Source organism: Aquitalea pelogenes (assembly GCF_041914625.1).
Classification (GTDB): domain Bacteria; phylum Pseudomonadota; class Gammaproteobacteria; order Burkholderiales; family Chromobacteriaceae; genus Aquitalea; species Aquitalea pelogenes.
Genome location: NZ_JAYSDA010000008.1, coordinates 1 through 14,645, shown reverse-complemented (window position 1 = coordinate 14,645; position 14,645 = coordinate 1). Strand labels below are relative to the sequence as shown.

Sequence of the window (14,645 nt, the reverse complement as noted above, 5' to 3'; positions counted from 1 at the left end):
CCGGAACTTCCGTTCCGGCCTTGTACTGCAAGCGCTGCCCAGGCTGAAGCTTTAGAAACCCAGCCCCATCGCAGCGCGCACGTCACCCATGGTTTCCTTGGCTACCTTCTCGGCGCGGCGGCAGCCTTCGAACACGATTTCCTTTACCCGGTCCGGATGGGTCAGGTATTGCTCGGCACGTTCGAACATCGGTTGCTGTTCGCGCAGCACGCCGTCAATCACCGGCTGCTTGCATTCCAGACAGCCGATGCCGGCGCTGGTACAGCCTTTTTTCACCCATTCGCGGGTGTCGTTGTCGCTGTACACCTGATGCAGCTGCCATACCGGGCATTTTTCCGGATTACCAGCATCAGTGCGGCGCACGCGGGCCGGGTCGGTCGGCATGGCCTTCACCTTCTTGCTCACCAGCTCCGGCGATTCGCGCATGGTGATGGTGTTGCCGTAGGACTTGGACATCTTCTGGCCATCCAGGCCCGGCATGCGCGAGGCGGCGGTCAGCTTGGCTTCCGGCTCCGGCAGGATGGTCTTGCCCTTGTTTTCCAGCCAACCGGCCAGACGTTCGCGGTCGGCCACGCCCAGGTTCTGGCTGGCGGCCAGAATCTCGCGCGCAGCTTGCAGGGCTTCGGCATTGCCGTCTTGCAGATAGGCAGTGCGCTGCTGCATGAACTGCTTGCCCTGCTTGCCGATTTTCTTGGCAGCGGCCTGGGCCAGTTCATCGAAATTGGGTTCGCGGCCAAACAGGTTGTTGAAGCGGCGGGCCACTTCGCGGGTCAGTTCGATATGCGGTACCTGGTCTTCGCCCACCGGCACCAGCCCGGCCTTGTACACCAGGATGTCAGCCGCCTGCAGCAGCGGGTAGCCGAGGAAGCCGTAGGTGCCCAGGTCCTTGGTGGACAGTTTTTCGATCTGGTCCTTGTAGGTGGGAACCCGTTCCAGCCAGGACAGCGGAGTCACCATGGACAGTGCCAGATGCAGCTCGGCATGCTGCGGCACCTTGGACTGGATGAACACCGTGGCTTTTTCCGGGTCGACACCAGCGGCCAGCCAGTCGATCACCATGTCCCAGATGCTCTTTTCGATGATGGCCACGTCGTCGTAATTGGTGGTGAGCGCATGCCAGTCGGCCACCATGAAGTAACAGTCGTGGCTGGATTGCAGCTCTACCCAGTTCTTGATGACGCCGTGGTAATGACCCAGGTGCAGGCTGCCCGTGGGGCGCATGCCGGAAAGGATGCGATTGGCAAACATGGTGTGATTTCCAGATGGTCCGGGAATGACAAAGCCTGTGCCGGGCTGCGCATGCTGCTGCGCGGACGGTACAGGCTGTGTCGGCCACCGGGCAAGGCGGCCTCCCGCAAGTTAGAGAAACAGACTGAGCAGATGATACACCAGCTTGCTCAAGGGATTGAGCAGCGGCATCAGTGCGCCGGTAAACAGCAGCGCAATGAGGATCCACATGCCATAGGGCTCCAGCCGGGAATACTTGTAGGCCATGCCGGGTGGCAGCAGGCTTTCCACGATGCGGCCGCCATCCAGCGGCAGCAAGGGCAGCAGGTTGAGCACCATCAGCATCACGTTGATATTGATGCCGGCCTTGCTCATCAGCGCCAGCGGCTCGGTATAGCTGTTATCCATGACGATGGCCAGCTTGAACAGCAGCACCCAGATCACCGCCATGACAAAGTTGGAAAGCGGCCCGGCGGCAGCCACCCAGCGCATGCCCACGCGTGGATTGCGCAGCGCGCCGAAATTCACCGGCACCGGCTTGGCCCAGCCAAACAGCACGCCACCCATCATCAGCGACAACAGCGGCAGCAGCACCGTGCCCACCGGGTCGATGTGCTTGAGCGGGTTCAGCGTCATGCGGCCCAGCATATAGGCCGTGGCATCGCCAAAACGTTTGGCCGCATAAGCATGCGCTGCTTCGTGCAGGGTAATGGCCAGCAAAACTGGCAAGGCATAAATGCTGATCTGCTGGATCAGTTGAGAGGTATCGCCCATGGCTTCTTTTTCAAATGAAAACGTTGACCCCCACTAGATGGGGGCAGGCACGGATGGTTCCAGTGCGGGTTTTACAGACCGAAGATGGCCGCGTCGCCCTTGCCCTGGCGCAGCAGTTCCACGCCATCGGTCATGTCAATCACCGTGGTGGGTTCGGTGCCGCACCAGCCACCGTCAATCACCGCATCCACCACGTGCTCCAGCCGCTCGCGGATTTCATACGGGTCGGTCAGTGCTTCCTCGTCGCCCGGCAACAGCAAGGTACAGGACAGGATGGGCTCGCCCAGCTCTTCCAGCAGCGCCAGTGCCACCTTGTGGTCCGGCACCCGCAGGCCGATGGTGGCGCGCTTGGGATGCAGGGTGCGGCGCGGCACTTCCTTGGTGGCCTGCAGGATGAAGGTGTAGCTGCCGGGCGTGGCGGCCTTGAGCTGGCGGAACTGGCTGTTGTCGACGCGGGCGTAGTTGGCCAGCTCGGACAGGTTGTGACACACCAGCGTCAGGTGGTGTTTGAGTTCGATCTGACGGATGGCCAGAATGCGCTCCATCGCCTTCTTGTCGCCCAGCATGCAGCCCAGCGCGTAACAAGAGTCGGTGGGATACACCACCACCCCGCCATTACGCAGGATGTTGGCGGCTTCCCGGATCAGCCGCTGTTGCGGATTGTCCGGGTGAATCATGAAAAACTGTGCCATGTGTGTGCTTTAGTGTTGGTTTATGCCGCGCGCGGGGCGCGGATGATGCGTTCCTGCAGTGCCTGCCATACCGGCTGGCAGATGGGCGGCAGGTCATCAGTACGGCCCACGTCGCGGCCACCTTCGCCCGGGGCATGGAAATCGCTGCCGGCACTGGACAACAGGCCGTAACGCTGGGCAATCAGCGCAAACTTGTGCATGTCGTCCAGGCTGTGGCTGCCGCTGGCCACTTCGATGCCCTGGCCACCAGCGTCCTTGAAGTCCAGAATCAACCGCTCGATCAGGGTGCGGCCCATATCGTAACGGCCGGGATGGGCAATCACCGCCATACCGCCGGAAGCAACAATCCAGCCGACGGCATCGGCCAGCCGCGCCCATTCATGCGGCACATAACCCGGCTTGCCCGGCGTCAGGTATTTGCGGAACACCGTGCGCACGTCCTTGACCTCGCCGCTGTTCACCAGAAAGCGGGCAAAGTGGGTACGGCCCACCATTTCCGGGTTTTCACACACCGCCATCGCGCCCTCGAAAGCGCCATGAATACCGATGCGGGCCAGCGAGTCGGACATTTCCTGTGCACGTTGCACCCGGCCATCGCGGATGGACTGCAAGCCCGCCTTGAGTGCCGCATGTTCCGGGTCTATCCCCAGCCCGACAATATGCACGGTGTGCTTGCCATTCCAGGTGACGGACACTTCCACGCCATTGAGGAAATCCACACCGTGGGCGGCAGCGGCGGCACGCGCATCGGCCAGACCGCGGGTGCAGTCGTGGTCGGTCAGCGCCACCAGCGTGGCTTCACGCTCTGCCGCGCGGGCAATCACTTCAGCCGGCGGCAGGGCGCCGTCCGAGGCATGTGAATGAAAATGCAGGTCAATGCTGGCCATGGCTTATTGTCCGTCCTTGTTGTGCCGCGCCTGCCAGGCGGCCAGTCGGCTGCGGTAGTCGCGCAGCTCGGCATAATAGGTGTCGAGGATGCAGGGGTCACAACCACTGCCGCAACACATGTCGTCGGTGACTTCAAACGGCGGCTGCGGCATCGGGTCGTCATCCGGCGGCAGTTCGGCCTCGCTCATCAGGCTGCGACAACCGTGATGGTGAAACCGTCGCCGCTCACCACCTGACCGGGGCGGATCTTGCAGGTCTTGCGCAGCTCCTGCACGCCATCCACCGCCACATTGCCCTCGGCAATGAAATGTTTGGCTTCGCCACCGGAAGCACACACGCTGCAGGTTTTCAGCAAATCGCACAGCGCAATGTAGTCATTACGCAAGGCAAAGGTTTCCTTCATTTTTACACATCCATTCTGGACAGGCTTGTGCACCGCTTGTGGACAAGGCCTGCAACTGTTTGAGCGAAAAGCAAAATCCGTCACTGCCCGTTTTTTAGGCAGTTGCCACCGGTTTTCCACCCGGCGGCGGGACAGGCCTGTGAGCGGCCTGTGGAAAAACAGGACAAGCCATTGAATGCCAAAGGCTTTGTGCCGACTGACTATTTTTTAGGCAACCCATCAAGCCATTGTGGCAGTTGCCGGATGGCATGCCAGGCCTGCTGCAGACGTTGCTGTTCACTGCCGTGCAGCAAGACCGGAACAATGCCCGCCGCCGCCAGCTCGGCCTGATACAAGCCCAGCAGCCAGTCGCGCTCTGCGGGATGGCTGCGCAGCGGATCGGGCTGCCAGGGTATGTCTGCCGCCGTCAGCAGGGTCAGCTCATAGTCGTGCGGGCGGTAATGCTGCAACAAGGCGGGCGATACCTGCCCGAATGCCACTTCCGCCCATATCTTGCAGGTCAGCACCGTGGTATCGCAGATCAGCCAGTCGTGCTGCCGGGCCGCCACCTCCTCCGCTTGCAACTGCCCGTGGGCAATGGCTTCGATGTCGGACATCGCCACCTGGTAGGGGCGATTGGCGTAGTAGTCACGTGCATATTCCGTCACATGGACGGCGCGCATGCCTTGCGTCTGCATGCTGGCGGCCAGCTGGGCCGACAAGGTGCTCTTGCCGCAGGACTCCGGTCCGACCACGGCGATTCGGTGAATGATGCTCACGGCAAACCTGCTGCCAAAGAGTGTAATTATACGTCGGCTTGCCCCGCTGCCAGTAGTCTTGCCGACGTTTTGTGCCGGACAAAGCGCTTTTCTCACCATTGGCGGGGACAGCCCTGTGCGCGAGCTGTGGAAAACACCGGCAAGTGGCTGATACCACAATGGCTTTTTGCCATTGCCTGTTTTTTAGGCAATCTTTTGATCACCAGCAGTTGTTCACTTGCAGGCGGCCATGCCTCCGGATTTCCCGTCTGGCCGGCATTTTTACACACCAGCCGGGGAAAGCCTTGTGCACGGTCTGTGGGCAAATTGGCTAAGTACATGATCCGGCTGTCCTTTTCCACACTGCCTGTTTTTTAGGCAATCCACGCAACTGCCGGCTAGTACCACCATTTAACTGTCCTGCCATGGCCCCGTATGGGCAAAAAACCAGCGCAATGCAGGCCAAACAAGGGTTTTACACACCACGCGGGGACAGGCTTGTGCATCGCCTGTGGGCAAGTGGGGCAAGTGCATGAATCCGCGACATTTTTTGTTGATTGCTTATTTTTTAGGCAAAACCACTTCTGGTGGATGAGGCTGGTCCGGCGCAGCGGCACAAGCGGCGTGGCTGCTGTTTTTACACAAGCAGCGGGGACAGGCTTGTGTGTGGTCTGTGGACAAGGCAGCTAAGTCACTGAGATTGAAACGACTTTGCAACACTGCCTGTTTTTTGAGCAATAGCCGTAGTTTTCCACGCCAGCCGTGTACCGCCATGTGGAGGGGATGTGGATAAATGCGGCAAATCATTGAAGATACAGGAAAATTCAACACCGCTTATTTTTTAGTCAACTCCCACACTACTGCAGCAATAAAAAAGGCGTGCCACTGGCACGCCTTGCATGGCTGAGCAATATGCGCTGTTAGCTGCTCTCGCCCACCAGCACCGTGGACAATTGCTGGCGCAGGGCATCACCACGCAGGCCTTGCGACAGCAACACCAGCAGCTTGGCCGTAGCCGCCTCCGGCGTGAGGTCGGCACCGGCAATGGCACCGGCACGGGCCAGCGGCTGGCTGACGGCATAAGCACCTACTTCCACCGCGCCATGCACCACCTGGCTGATATTCAGGACTGCACCACCACGGGCAGTAAGCGCCGCCACACCATCCAGCAGTACCGGGTCGGCCGGGGTATTGCCATTGCCATAGCTCATCAGCACCGCAGCATCCAGATCACCCTCCCGCATGGCCTGCCCGGCCAGCGTGCTGGTATAGCCCGGCGTCAGGAAGAAAGTTGCCAGCTTGAGCGAAACATCCAGCGCCACCGGCTGGAAAGGCTGGCTGGCACGCAGCCAGTGCTGGCGCTGCCAGTGGGCCTGAATGCCAAAGCTGGCCAAGGCCGGGGCATTGGGGCTGTCAAAACCGGCAAAGCTGGCGGCATCCAGCTTGCGGGCACGGCAGCCACGCAGCAGCAGGCGGTTGAAGGCGATGCACACTTCGTGCAAATCCGGCTGGCTGGCGGCTTCCAGCGCATCGGCCAGATTGCTCCAGCCATCCGAACGCGGATGGACCAGCGGCAGTTGCGCACCGGTGACAATCACCGGCTTGGCCAGGCCTTGCAGGGCAAAGGCCAGCACGCTGGCGGTGTAGGCCATGGTGTCGGTGCCATGCACCACCACAAAGCCGTCGTAGGCGGCGTAGCGCGTGGCCAGATCGTCAATCAGTTGCTGCCACTGGGCCGGGACAATGGCGGAGGAGTCGATCAGTTGCGGGTATTCCACCACGTCAAAGTCCAGTGCCGGGGTACGGAAACGCTCCAGCAGGCGCGGCAACAGGCCGGGAACGGGGGCGAGGCCCTCCGGGGTGTGGTCCATGCCGATGGTGCCACCGGTATAGAGGATGAGCAGACGGGTCATGGTTGCATCCTTGGTCAACATCAAACAGCCGGCATGGTAGCGCAAAACCCGGTGGGCTGCGGCATCGCTGCAATGACAAAGCCCCCGCAACAGCATGGCTGTGACGGAGGCTGGCAGGCAGTAAACAGCTTAGCGCAGTGCCTGGCGAATGGCGTCATCCACCGCATGCTGGGCCATGCCGATCTGGCCAATGATGAAGTGCTGCAAACCACGCAGATAGGGGTCGTCCTCTTCATGGCTGGCATCCTGCCTGGCCTTGTCCAGCAGACGCAGGGCCTGGTGGAAACGGTCGTCCGGGCGGTATTCGGCATCCGGCGGCAGGCGCTGGAAGGGGTTCTTGCCATCATCGATGGCCGCATCGTGCATGGCATGCAGAGCCTGGTTGATGGCGTCCACTGCACGGTGTTCGCCCTGCTCTACCTGCGGTTGATCCGGGCGGGCCAGCAGATCACGCGCCAGACGCAGATCGGTCATGGCATGCATGTAATAAGGGTGCTCATCCGGGTGCCAGTGGTGCTGCTCGAAACGCCAGGGCATGCCTTCATGCCAGTCCTGGCGCATGTCCGGGTGCCAGCCATTATCGTGCCAGTCGTCAGCCTGTGCCGCCGAAGCAGCCAGCAGGGCCGAACCGGCCAGCAGCAGGGTTGCCAGTGTTTTTTTCAAGGTAGACATAGTGATCTCCCAGGGTTGCAAGCGGTTTTATTGTTGTTGCAGTAAGTCAGGAAAAACGGTGGGCTCAGAACCGAGAACAAAACCTCGCAGAGCACCCGGGCCAAGGCGCGTCGCCGTAGACAGTACATGGAGTACGACAAGGCGGCGCAACGCTGGAGCGGGGGTTTTGTTATCAGGTCTTAGCGCAAGGCGTCGGCAATGGCCTGCTGGGTGGCGCGGTGTGCATCATCGATATGATGCAGGATGCGGCCTTGCAGATCGCGCACCCAGGGGTCGTCCTCGCGATGGCTGGCATCACGACGCGCCTGTTCCAGCAATTGCAGGGCCTGATGGAATCGATCAGTCGGGTTCAGGCGCGCATCCGGAGCTGGAATCTGCCAGGGGTTCTTGCCATCCTGAATGGAGGCCTGGCTCATTTCCTTCAGCGCGGCGTCAATGGCACCGACAGCCCAGCGCTCATCATCCTGTACCGGCTGTACATCCTGCCGTGCCAGCAAGGCGCGGGCCTGACGCAAATCGCTCATCGCATGACCGTAATAAGGATGCTCGGCCGGGTTCCAGCGCACCGCGACAGGGGCCTGGACCGTGACCGGCACCGGCTTGTAGACGACCTGAGTACGAGTCGGAGTCACGACACAAGCAGTCAGGCTGCTGACAGAAGCGGCCAGCAACAGCCAGCCGGCCAGACGATGGACTCGGGTTTTCATCAGGATTCTCCAGTGTTGTTATCGTGCTTGCAGCATGCACCGCACACCGGCTAGCGTCTGTTGCCCTGCTGTATCACTTGGTAAGCGTTTGTAAGAAAACTGTGTGCAATTGTTAATTCATGCCTTTTTCGCGCTGCAAACCAGCCATTCAGGCCAATGGCATGGCGGTATGGCGCTGCACACGGCTCAGGCCTGCGGCTGGCTGTCCACCGTCACGCGGATGGCATCGTGCCGCCAGTATTCGATATCGCAGTCGATGATGCGCTGCTGCTGGTCGTAATTGATGCGGGCAATGCGCAAGATGGGCGAGCCATCGGCCAGCATCAGCGCCTGCGCCACCGCACCACGCGCCGCCGTGGGGGTAATGTCAAAGCGGGAGCGGCTGTAATGGAGGCCGTAATGCTGCTGGTAGAGTTCGGTGAGGGATTGCGACAAATCCTCGCGCATGATGCCGGGAAAGCATTCCGGCTTCAGGTAATGCTCGACATACAGCACTACCCGGCCATCCAGGCTGCGCTGGCGGCAGATTTGCAACACCCGCGCCAGCGCGGGCAATTGCAGGCGCTGGCTGATTTCCGGTGCCGCCACCATGCTGCGCGATGACAGCACGCGGGTATCCACCCGCCGTTGCTGCTGTTGCACCATCTGCTGGAAATGGCCACGGTATTGCGGGTTGTACTCCAGCCGCGGCGGGGCCACAAACCAGCCGCGCCGCTCTTCGCGGTAAATGCAGCCTTCCGCCTCCAGCGCCAGCAAGGCGTCCTTCAGGGTGATGCGAGTGGTATCAAACAGCTGCGACAAAGTGCGTTCTGCCGGTAATTTGCTGCCCGGTGGCAGCAGGCCACCAGCCATCTGCGCCAGCAAGGACTGTCGTATTTGGGCCACCTGAGTCTGATTATTTTCTGTTGCCATGATCTGGACTAGTCCACGTTGATTGCGCTACCGCTTAGTGTTTAGCAGAGCTGTATGACAGCCGCACGACAGCATGTCGGATTATGGCCAGAACAGGTCGGCCCTGAGACTTCATGCAACTGACACGCAACTGAAACTTGCCGCACATCATCTCGTCATCTGCACTGCCTAAGATCGCCCTGCTCAATTGACCTAGTCCAAAGGATCGTCCCAATGAACAAGAAGCTGATGGCCGCAGTTGTTTTGTCCGCACTGAGTGTTGGTGCTTCCGCTGTGCATGCACAGGATCTGAACAGCCTGATCAAGGCGGCAAAGCAGGAAGGTGAACTCACCACCATCGCCCTGCCGCATGACTGGTGTGGTTATGGCGACCTGCTGGCCGGCTTCAAGGCCAAGTACGGCATCAAGGTAAACGAACTGAACCCGGATGCCGGCTCCGGTGACGAGGTCGAGGCCATCAAGGCCAACAAGGGCAACAAGGGCCCGCAAGCGCCGGACGTGATCGACGTTGGCCTGTCCTTTGGCCCGCAAGCCAAGGAAGCCGGCCTGATCCAGCCGTACAAGGTATCCACCTGGAACAGCATTCCGGCCGAAGTGAAAGACAAGGACGGCTACTGGTACGGCGACTACTACGGCGTGCTGGCTTTCGAAGTGAACACCGACATCATCAAGAAGGTACCGGCTGACTGGGCCGACCTCCTGAAGCCGGAATACAAGAATGCCGTGGCGCTGGCCGGTGACCCGCGCACTGCCAACCAGGCCATCATGGGCGTGTACGCTGCCGGCCTGTCGCAAGCAGGCGGCAACCCGGCCAAGGCTGCCGACGCTGGCCTGAAGTTCTTCTCGCAACTGAACAAGAATGGCAACTTCGTGCCGGTAATCGGCAAGGCTGCCTCGCTGGCCCAGGGCACCACCCCCATCATCGTGCGCTGGGACTACAACGCCCTGGCCGACCGCGACACCCTGAAGGGCAACCCGAAAGTGGCCGTGGTGGTACCGAAGACCGGCGTGGTGGCCGGCGTGTACGTACAGGCCATCAGCGCCTACGCCCCGCACCCGAACGCCGCCAAGCTGTGGATGGAATACCTGTACTCCGACGAAGGCCAACTGGGCTGGCTGAAGGGCTACTGCCACCCCAGCCGCTTCAACGACCTGGCTGCACGCAAGAAAGTCCCGGCCGACCTGCTGTCCAAGCTGCCGGCCGCAGCCAACTACAAGAAGGCCGTGTTCCCCACGCTGGAACAGCAGGAGGTCTACAAGGCCACCATCACCAAGCAGTGGGACAGCGTAGTGGGCAGCAACGTCAAGTAAGCCTGCACTGCTGATCTGCCTTGCCGTCATGGCCGCTGCGGCGGCCATGACGTTTACCCCATCCTGTCACCGGGACAGACCCGACCTGCCCACCAGGCAGCACAACAGCACGGCAGACTCCCTGCCCATGCCGGGCTTCCCCATTTTTTACGAGGCTGCACCACGGATGCCCACTTCACCCGATTCCGTCACACACTGCCCGCCCGAGGCCGGACAGGCTCGCAAGAGACTGGCACCGTCTGCCCTGAACTGGCTGGGCGTGGTGCCGTTTTTCCTGTTTGCCCTGCTGTTTCTCATCCTGCCCACCGCCACGCTGATGATAGGCGCGTTCCAGGATGCCAACGGCCATTTCACCCTGGGCAATATTGCCAAACTGTTTGACGACAGCATTCTGTCGGCCTACTGGATCAGCTTTGAAGTCAGCGCGGCGTCCGCACTGGGTGGCAGCCTGATCGGTCTGTTGCTGGCGCTGGCGGCCATTCAGGGCGGCCTGCCCGCCTGGATTCGCCCCACGCTGATGACCTTCTCCGGCGTGGCGTCCAACTTTGCCGGTATTCCGCTGTCGTTTGCCTTTTTGTCCACGCTGGGCCGCATGGGTCTGGTGACGGTACTGCTGCGCAACTATGCCGACTTCGACCTTTACAGCACCGGCTTTTCCATTCTCAGCTTCATCGGCCTGACGCTGACTTATCTGTACTTCCAGATTCCGCTGATGGTGCTGATTGTCACCCCGGCCATTGACGGCCTGCGTGCCGAATGGCGCGAAGCCTGCGAAAGCCTGGGCGGCAGCAGCGTCGCCTACTGGTGGCATATTGCCCTGCCCATTCTGTGGCCCAGCATTCTGGGCTCCACCCTGCTGCTGTTCGCCAACGCCTTTGGCGCGGTAGCCACTGCATACGCACTGACCGGCAGCTCGCTCAATATCGTGCCCATCCTGCTGTACGCGCAGATTCGCGGCGATGTGCTGCACGACCAGAACCTGGGCTATGCACTGGCACTGGGCATGATTGTGGTGACCGGCCTGTCCAATGCCGGCTATATCTGGCTGCGCAGCCGCGCCGAAAGGGGGCGTGAATGAAATCGACATCGCGACTGGGCGCCTGGGTGGCCATTGCCATCGGCACCATTTACTTTTTGCTACCGCTGATTGCCACTTTCGAGTTCAGCCTGAAAATGAACCGCGACGGCTACAGCTTTGAAGCCTACAAGGTGGTGCTGTCCGACCCCGGCTTTCAGGCCACATTCGGCTACTCCACGCTGATGGCGGTGCTTACCATCATCGTCGGCATTCTGCTGGTGGTGCCGACGGCCTACTGGATTCAGCTGAAGCTGCCACGCCTGCGTCCGCTGGTGGAGTTCATCACCCTGCTGCCGCTGGTGATTCCGGCCATTGTCATCGTGTTCGGCTACCTCAAGCTGTACAACAGCAGCGCCTGGCTGCCCTTGACCGGCAATGACCGCGCCACCGACTTTTTGCTGATGTGCAGCTACGTCACGCTGGCCCTGCCCTATCTGTACCGCTCGATCGACGCCGGCCTGCGCGCCATTGATGTACGCACCCTGACCGAAGCGGCCGAGAGCCTGGGTGCCAGCTGGCCCAGCATCCTGCTGCAGGTGATTTTCCCGAATGTGAAGTCGGCCATCCTGTCCGGGGCGTTTCTCACCTTTGCGGTGGTGATTGGCGAATTCACTATGGCCAGCCTGCTGGGCCGCCCGGCCTTTGGCCCTTACCTGCAACTGATCGGTGCCAACCGCGCTTACGAGCCTTCGGCACTGGCCATCATCGCCTTCCTGGTGACCTGGGCCTCGATGGGGCTGATCCAGGTATTCGCCCGCAATGCCCGCCCGGCCCGCAAGACGGCCTGAGCCCAGACAGAATCCAAGGAAAACCACATGGCTTACCTCACCATCAATAATCTGCACAAACGCTTTGACGACCATGTCGTGGTTCACGACTTCAACATGAGCATCGAACAGGGCGAATTCGTCACCTTCCTCGGCCCGTCCGGCTGCGGCAAAACCACCGTGCTGCGCATGATTGCCGGTTTTGAAACCCCCACCTCCGGCCACATCCGCGTGGGTGGCGAGGACATCACCCACCAGTCACCGCAAAAGCGCGGCATCGGCATGGTGTTCCAGAGCTATGCGCTGTTTCCCAATATGAACGTGACGCAGAACATCGGCTTTGGCCTGAAAATGCGCAAGTGCGATGGCGCGGAGATTGCCCGCAAGGTGGCGGAAGTCATCAAGCTGGTGGAGCTCTCCGGCAAGGAAAACCACTATCCGCACGAACTGTCCGGCGGCCAGCGTCAGCGGGTGGCACTGGCGCGCGCGCTGGTGGTGGAGCCGCGCATCCTGCTGCTGGACGAACCGCTGTCGGCACTGGATGCCCGCATCCGCAAGAACCTGCGCGAGCAGATCCGCGACATCCAGCGCCGTCTGGGCCTGACCACCATTTTCGTCACCCACGATCAGGAAGAAGCGCTCACCATGTCCGACCGCATCTTCGTGATGAACCAGGGCCGGGTGGAGCAGGAAGGCCGCGCCGAAATGGTGTACACCGAACCGGCCACCGAATTCGTGGCCCGCTTCATGGGCAATTACAATTTGCTGGGCGCGGCAGAGACACAGCGCCTGCTGGGCTTGAACATCAACGGCCACATGGCCATCCGCCCGGAATCCATCCACGTGCTGGATGCACACAGCCAGCAGGCTGACACGCTGGCCGGCACCATCCGCCAGCACCAGTTGCTGGGCAATATCATTCGTTACCAGATTGAAAGCGCGGGCGTCACCCTGCAAGTGGACCGGCTGAACCGCACCGCCAGCGACCTGATGCCGGCTGGCACCGAAGTGCGCCTGCAAATCAGCCGCGACGACATGCGCGAGGTGCGTTGATGCTGGCCATTTTCGATCTGGACGACACCCTCACCGATGGCGACAGCTCCAGCCTGTGGCTGCAATTCATGGTGCAACATGGTCTGGCCCCCGCCGACATGCTGCCGCGCGAGGCCGAGCTGATGGCGGCCTACCGCCGTGGCGAATTGCGCATGGAGGACTATATGGACTTCACCCTGCAACCGATGCAGGGGCGCAGCGTGGAGGAAGTGGCCGAGTGGGTGGAGCGTTTCATTGCCGACATCATCGCCCCCATCGTGTTCGATCAGGCACGCGACACGCTGGCACGCTACAAGGCCGAGGGACGCACCCTGCTGGTGATCTCCGCCACCGGCGAACATCTGGTGGGGCCGATCTCGCGCTTTCTGGGGGCGGATGATTTCCTGGCCATCCAGCTGGCCACCGAGGCGGGTTGCTACACCGGCCACACGCATGGCGTGATGACTTATCAGCAAGGCAAGGTGATCCGCCTGCAACAATGGCTGCAACAACATGGCCAGAGCCTGGCCGGCAGCCACGGTTACAGCGACTCCATCAACGATGTGCCGTTGCTGCAGGCGGTGGATGTGGCTTACACGGTGAATGCCGACCCCAAGCTTGCCGCCGTGGCGGCACAGCAGGGCTGGCACCAACTGAACTGGTAAATGGTCAACGGTAATGCTGCAGCATGCGCTCGAATGCGCCTTGCTGCTGCAACTGCCCCAATGCCCGGTTCAGCGCGGTGAGGCTGATCGGGCTGCGGGCAGACAGGGCACAGCGCATGCGGTAGCTGCTGATCACCAGATGCGGCTGCATGGGCGGCAGTTGCAGGCCATGCGCCAGCTGGTAATCGAGATACAGCCGGTTGCTGATGACGTGCTGCACGCGACCGGCCGCCAGCTTGCGCAGGCTGTCTTCCAGACTATGCGCGTCATCCCGCACAAAACCATCACCCAGCGCGGCCTGCAATTCCGGGTAGGCAAAGCCCAGTACCGTTCCCACCGGTTGCCCGGCCAGCGCCGTCAGCTGCTTGCGCGGTGCAGCTGCCCGGCTGCTGAGCAGCAAGTCCTGGTTTTGCATGAAGGGCTGGCTCCAGCGCAAATCCTTGCCCGGCATCCATTCAGGCAATGTCAGGCACACCACATCCCCTTGTCCTGCTTCCAGCGCGGGAAGCAGCCGCTTGCGTGGCATGACGCGAAAACTGGCAGCACGCTGCAAGCGGGCAGCCAGCGCGAGGCCGATATCGCGGTGCAGGCCATCCTGCAGTGTGTCATCTACAATATTTGCCTGCGGCATTCTGGTACTGTCATCCACCAGTACCCGCAGTTCTCCTGCCGTGGCACAACATGCCGCCCCGGTCAGCAGCATGCCGACCAGGCAGTTTCGTGGCTGAGCCATCTTTATGTTTCCCCGCTACTTACCCGTCTGTAAGTACAGGGGAGAACCGCCCTTGCTGTCAATGGAATCCACCGCGCTCCATGCACTTTTCGTAGCGCCCATCCACCCGTCTGGCAAACCATTCCGTCGTCAGC

At 61.1% G+C, this 14,645-nt stretch carries 19 protein-coding genes; 5 read left to right on the top strand and 14 right to left on the bottom strand.

All coding sequences use genetic code 11. The annotated features are described in order from the left end of the window. Positions 1 to 51 precede the first annotated feature (51 nt). The 12 genes from ACE3SE_RS08350 to ACE3SE_RS08295 all read right to left on the bottom strand — a co-directional run bounded on the left by ACE3SE_RS08350 (position 52) and on the right by ACE3SE_RS08295 (position 8,898). Positions 52 to 1,248, bottom strand: a complete 1,197-nt coding sequence (locus tag ACE3SE_RS08350) for a tryptophan--tRNA ligase (protein WP_045845576.1) — start codon at positions 1,246 to 1,248, stop codon at positions 52 to 54. Between the two features lie 111 nt (positions 1,249 to 1,359). Further along, on the bottom strand, positions 1,360 to 2,001 hold the full coding sequence (locus ACE3SE_RS08345; RefSeq protein WP_374554602.1) for a site-2 protease family protein: 642 nt from the start codon (positions 1,999 to 2,001) through the stop codon (positions 1,360 to 1,362). 71 nt (positions 2,002 to 2,072) lie between these two features. Further along, positions 2,073 to 2,693, bottom strand: coding sequence for an L-threonylcarbamoyladenylate synthase (locus tag ACE3SE_RS08340; RefSeq protein WP_045845574.1), 621 nt, complete (start codon positions 2,691 to 2,693; stop codon positions 2,073 to 2,075). A gap of 20 nt (positions 2,694 to 2,713) precedes the next feature. After that, positions 2,714 to 3,580: a 3',5'-nucleoside bisphosphate phosphatase gene (locus tag ACE3SE_RS08335; RefSeq protein WP_131355502.1), complete on the bottom strand. Its 867-nt coding sequence runs from the start codon at positions 3,578 to 3,580 to the stop codon at positions 2,714 to 2,716. A gap of 3 nt (positions 3,581 to 3,583) precedes the next feature. Continuing rightward, on the bottom strand, positions 3,584 to 3,769 hold the full coding sequence (locus ACE3SE_RS08330) for an oxidoreductase-like domain-containing protein (protein WP_045845572.1): 186 nt from the start codon (positions 3,767 to 3,769) through the stop codon (positions 3,584 to 3,586). Continuing rightward, positions 3,769 to 3,984, bottom strand: coding sequence for an RNA-binding S4 domain-containing protein (locus ACE3SE_RS08325; RefSeq protein WP_089084046.1), 216 nt, complete (start codon positions 3,982 to 3,984; stop codon positions 3,769 to 3,771). The genes ACE3SE_RS08330 and ACE3SE_RS08325 overlap by 1 nt, the downstream gene beginning before the upstream one ends. Positions 3,985 to 4,184: 200 nt before the next feature. Next, positions 4,185 to 4,742: an AAA family ATPase gene (locus ACE3SE_RS08320; RefSeq protein WP_374554599.1), complete on the bottom strand. Its 558-nt coding sequence runs from the start codon at positions 4,740 to 4,742 to the stop codon at positions 4,185 to 4,187. A gap of 92 nt (positions 4,743 to 4,834) precedes the next feature. Further along, positions 4,835 to 5,062 carry a hypothetical protein gene (locus ACE3SE_RS08315; RefSeq protein WP_374554597.1) on the bottom strand — a complete coding sequence of 76 codons (228 nt, stop codon included), beginning with the start codon at positions 5,060 to 5,062 and terminating at the stop codon, positions 4,835 to 4,837. A gap of 579 nt (positions 5,063 to 5,641) precedes the next feature. Further along, entirely contained in the window at positions 5,642 to 6,634 is a 993-nt protein-coding gene (locus ACE3SE_RS08310) for an asparaginase (RefSeq protein WP_374554595.1), read from the bottom strand. Positions 6,635 to 6,763: 129 nt separating this feature from the next. Further along, complete coding sequence (locus ACE3SE_RS08305; RefSeq protein ID WP_131355516.1) at positions 6,764 to 7,306, bottom strand: hypothetical protein; 543 nt, start codon at positions 7,304 to 7,306, stop codon at positions 6,764 to 6,766. 179 nt (positions 7,307 to 7,485) lie between these two features. After that, complete coding sequence (locus ACE3SE_RS08300; protein ID WP_374554593.1) at positions 7,486 to 8,013, bottom strand: hypothetical protein; 528 nt, start codon at positions 8,011 to 8,013, stop codon at positions 7,486 to 7,488. 186 nt (positions 8,014 to 8,199) lie between these two features. Further along, the gene (locus ACE3SE_RS08295) at positions 8,200 to 8,898 is read right to left on the bottom strand and encodes a UTRA domain-containing protein (RefSeq protein WP_374554591.1); all 699 of its coding nucleotides are present in this window, start codon (positions 8,896 to 8,898) and stop codon (positions 8,200 to 8,202) included. Between the two features lie 240 nt (positions 8,899 to 9,138). Between ACE3SE_RS08295 and ACE3SE_RS08290 the strand changes: the two genes are divergently transcribed. The 5 genes from ACE3SE_RS08290 (at position 9,139) to ACE3SE_RS08270 (ending at position 13,778) form a co-directional block, all read left to right on the top strand. After that, the gene (locus ACE3SE_RS08290) at positions 9,139 to 10,236 is read left to right on the top strand and encodes an ABC transporter substrate-binding protein (protein ID WP_045845568.1); all 1,098 of its coding nucleotides are present in this window, start codon (positions 9,139 to 9,141) and stop codon (positions 10,234 to 10,236) included. Positions 10,237 to 10,402: 166 nt separating this feature from the next. Then, positions 10,403 to 11,314 carry an ABC transporter permease gene (locus ACE3SE_RS08285; protein WP_045845567.1) on the top strand — a complete coding sequence of 304 codons (912 nt, stop codon included), beginning with the start codon at positions 10,403 to 10,405 and terminating at the stop codon, positions 11,312 to 11,314. Continuing rightward, entirely contained in the window at positions 11,311 to 12,102 is a 792-nt protein-coding gene (locus ACE3SE_RS08280; protein ID WP_045845566.1) for an ABC transporter permease, read from the top strand. The genes ACE3SE_RS08285 and ACE3SE_RS08280 overlap by 4 nt, the downstream gene beginning before the upstream one ends. A 27-nt stretch (positions 12,103 to 12,129) precedes the next feature. Then, positions 12,130 to 13,134 (top strand): ABC transporter ATP-binding protein, encoded by a 1,005-nt coding sequence (locus ACE3SE_RS08275; protein ID WP_045845565.1) that lies wholly within the window; start codon positions 12,130 to 12,132, stop codon positions 13,132 to 13,134. Continuing rightward, entirely contained in the window at positions 13,134 to 13,778 is a 645-nt protein-coding gene (locus tag ACE3SE_RS08270; RefSeq protein ID WP_374554587.1) for an HAD family hydrolase, read from the top strand. Before ACE3SE_RS08275 ends, ACE3SE_RS08270 begins: the two co-directional genes overlap by 1 nt. 4 nt (positions 13,779 to 13,782) lie before the next feature. On the opposite strand, the gene ACE3SE_RS08265 is transcribed toward ACE3SE_RS08270, so the two are convergent. Beyond that, on the bottom strand, positions 13,783 to 14,511 hold the full coding sequence (locus ACE3SE_RS08265; protein WP_374554585.1) for a substrate-binding periplasmic protein: 729 nt from the start codon (positions 14,509 to 14,511) through the stop codon (positions 13,783 to 13,785). A gap of 58 nt (positions 14,512 to 14,569) precedes the next feature. Beyond that, complete coding sequence (locus ACE3SE_RS08260; RefSeq protein ID WP_374554786.1) at positions 14,570 to 14,644, bottom strand: DUF1615 family protein; 75 nt, start codon at positions 14,642 to 14,644, stop codon at positions 14,570 to 14,572. Between the last annotated feature and the right edge of the window lies 1 nt (position 14,645).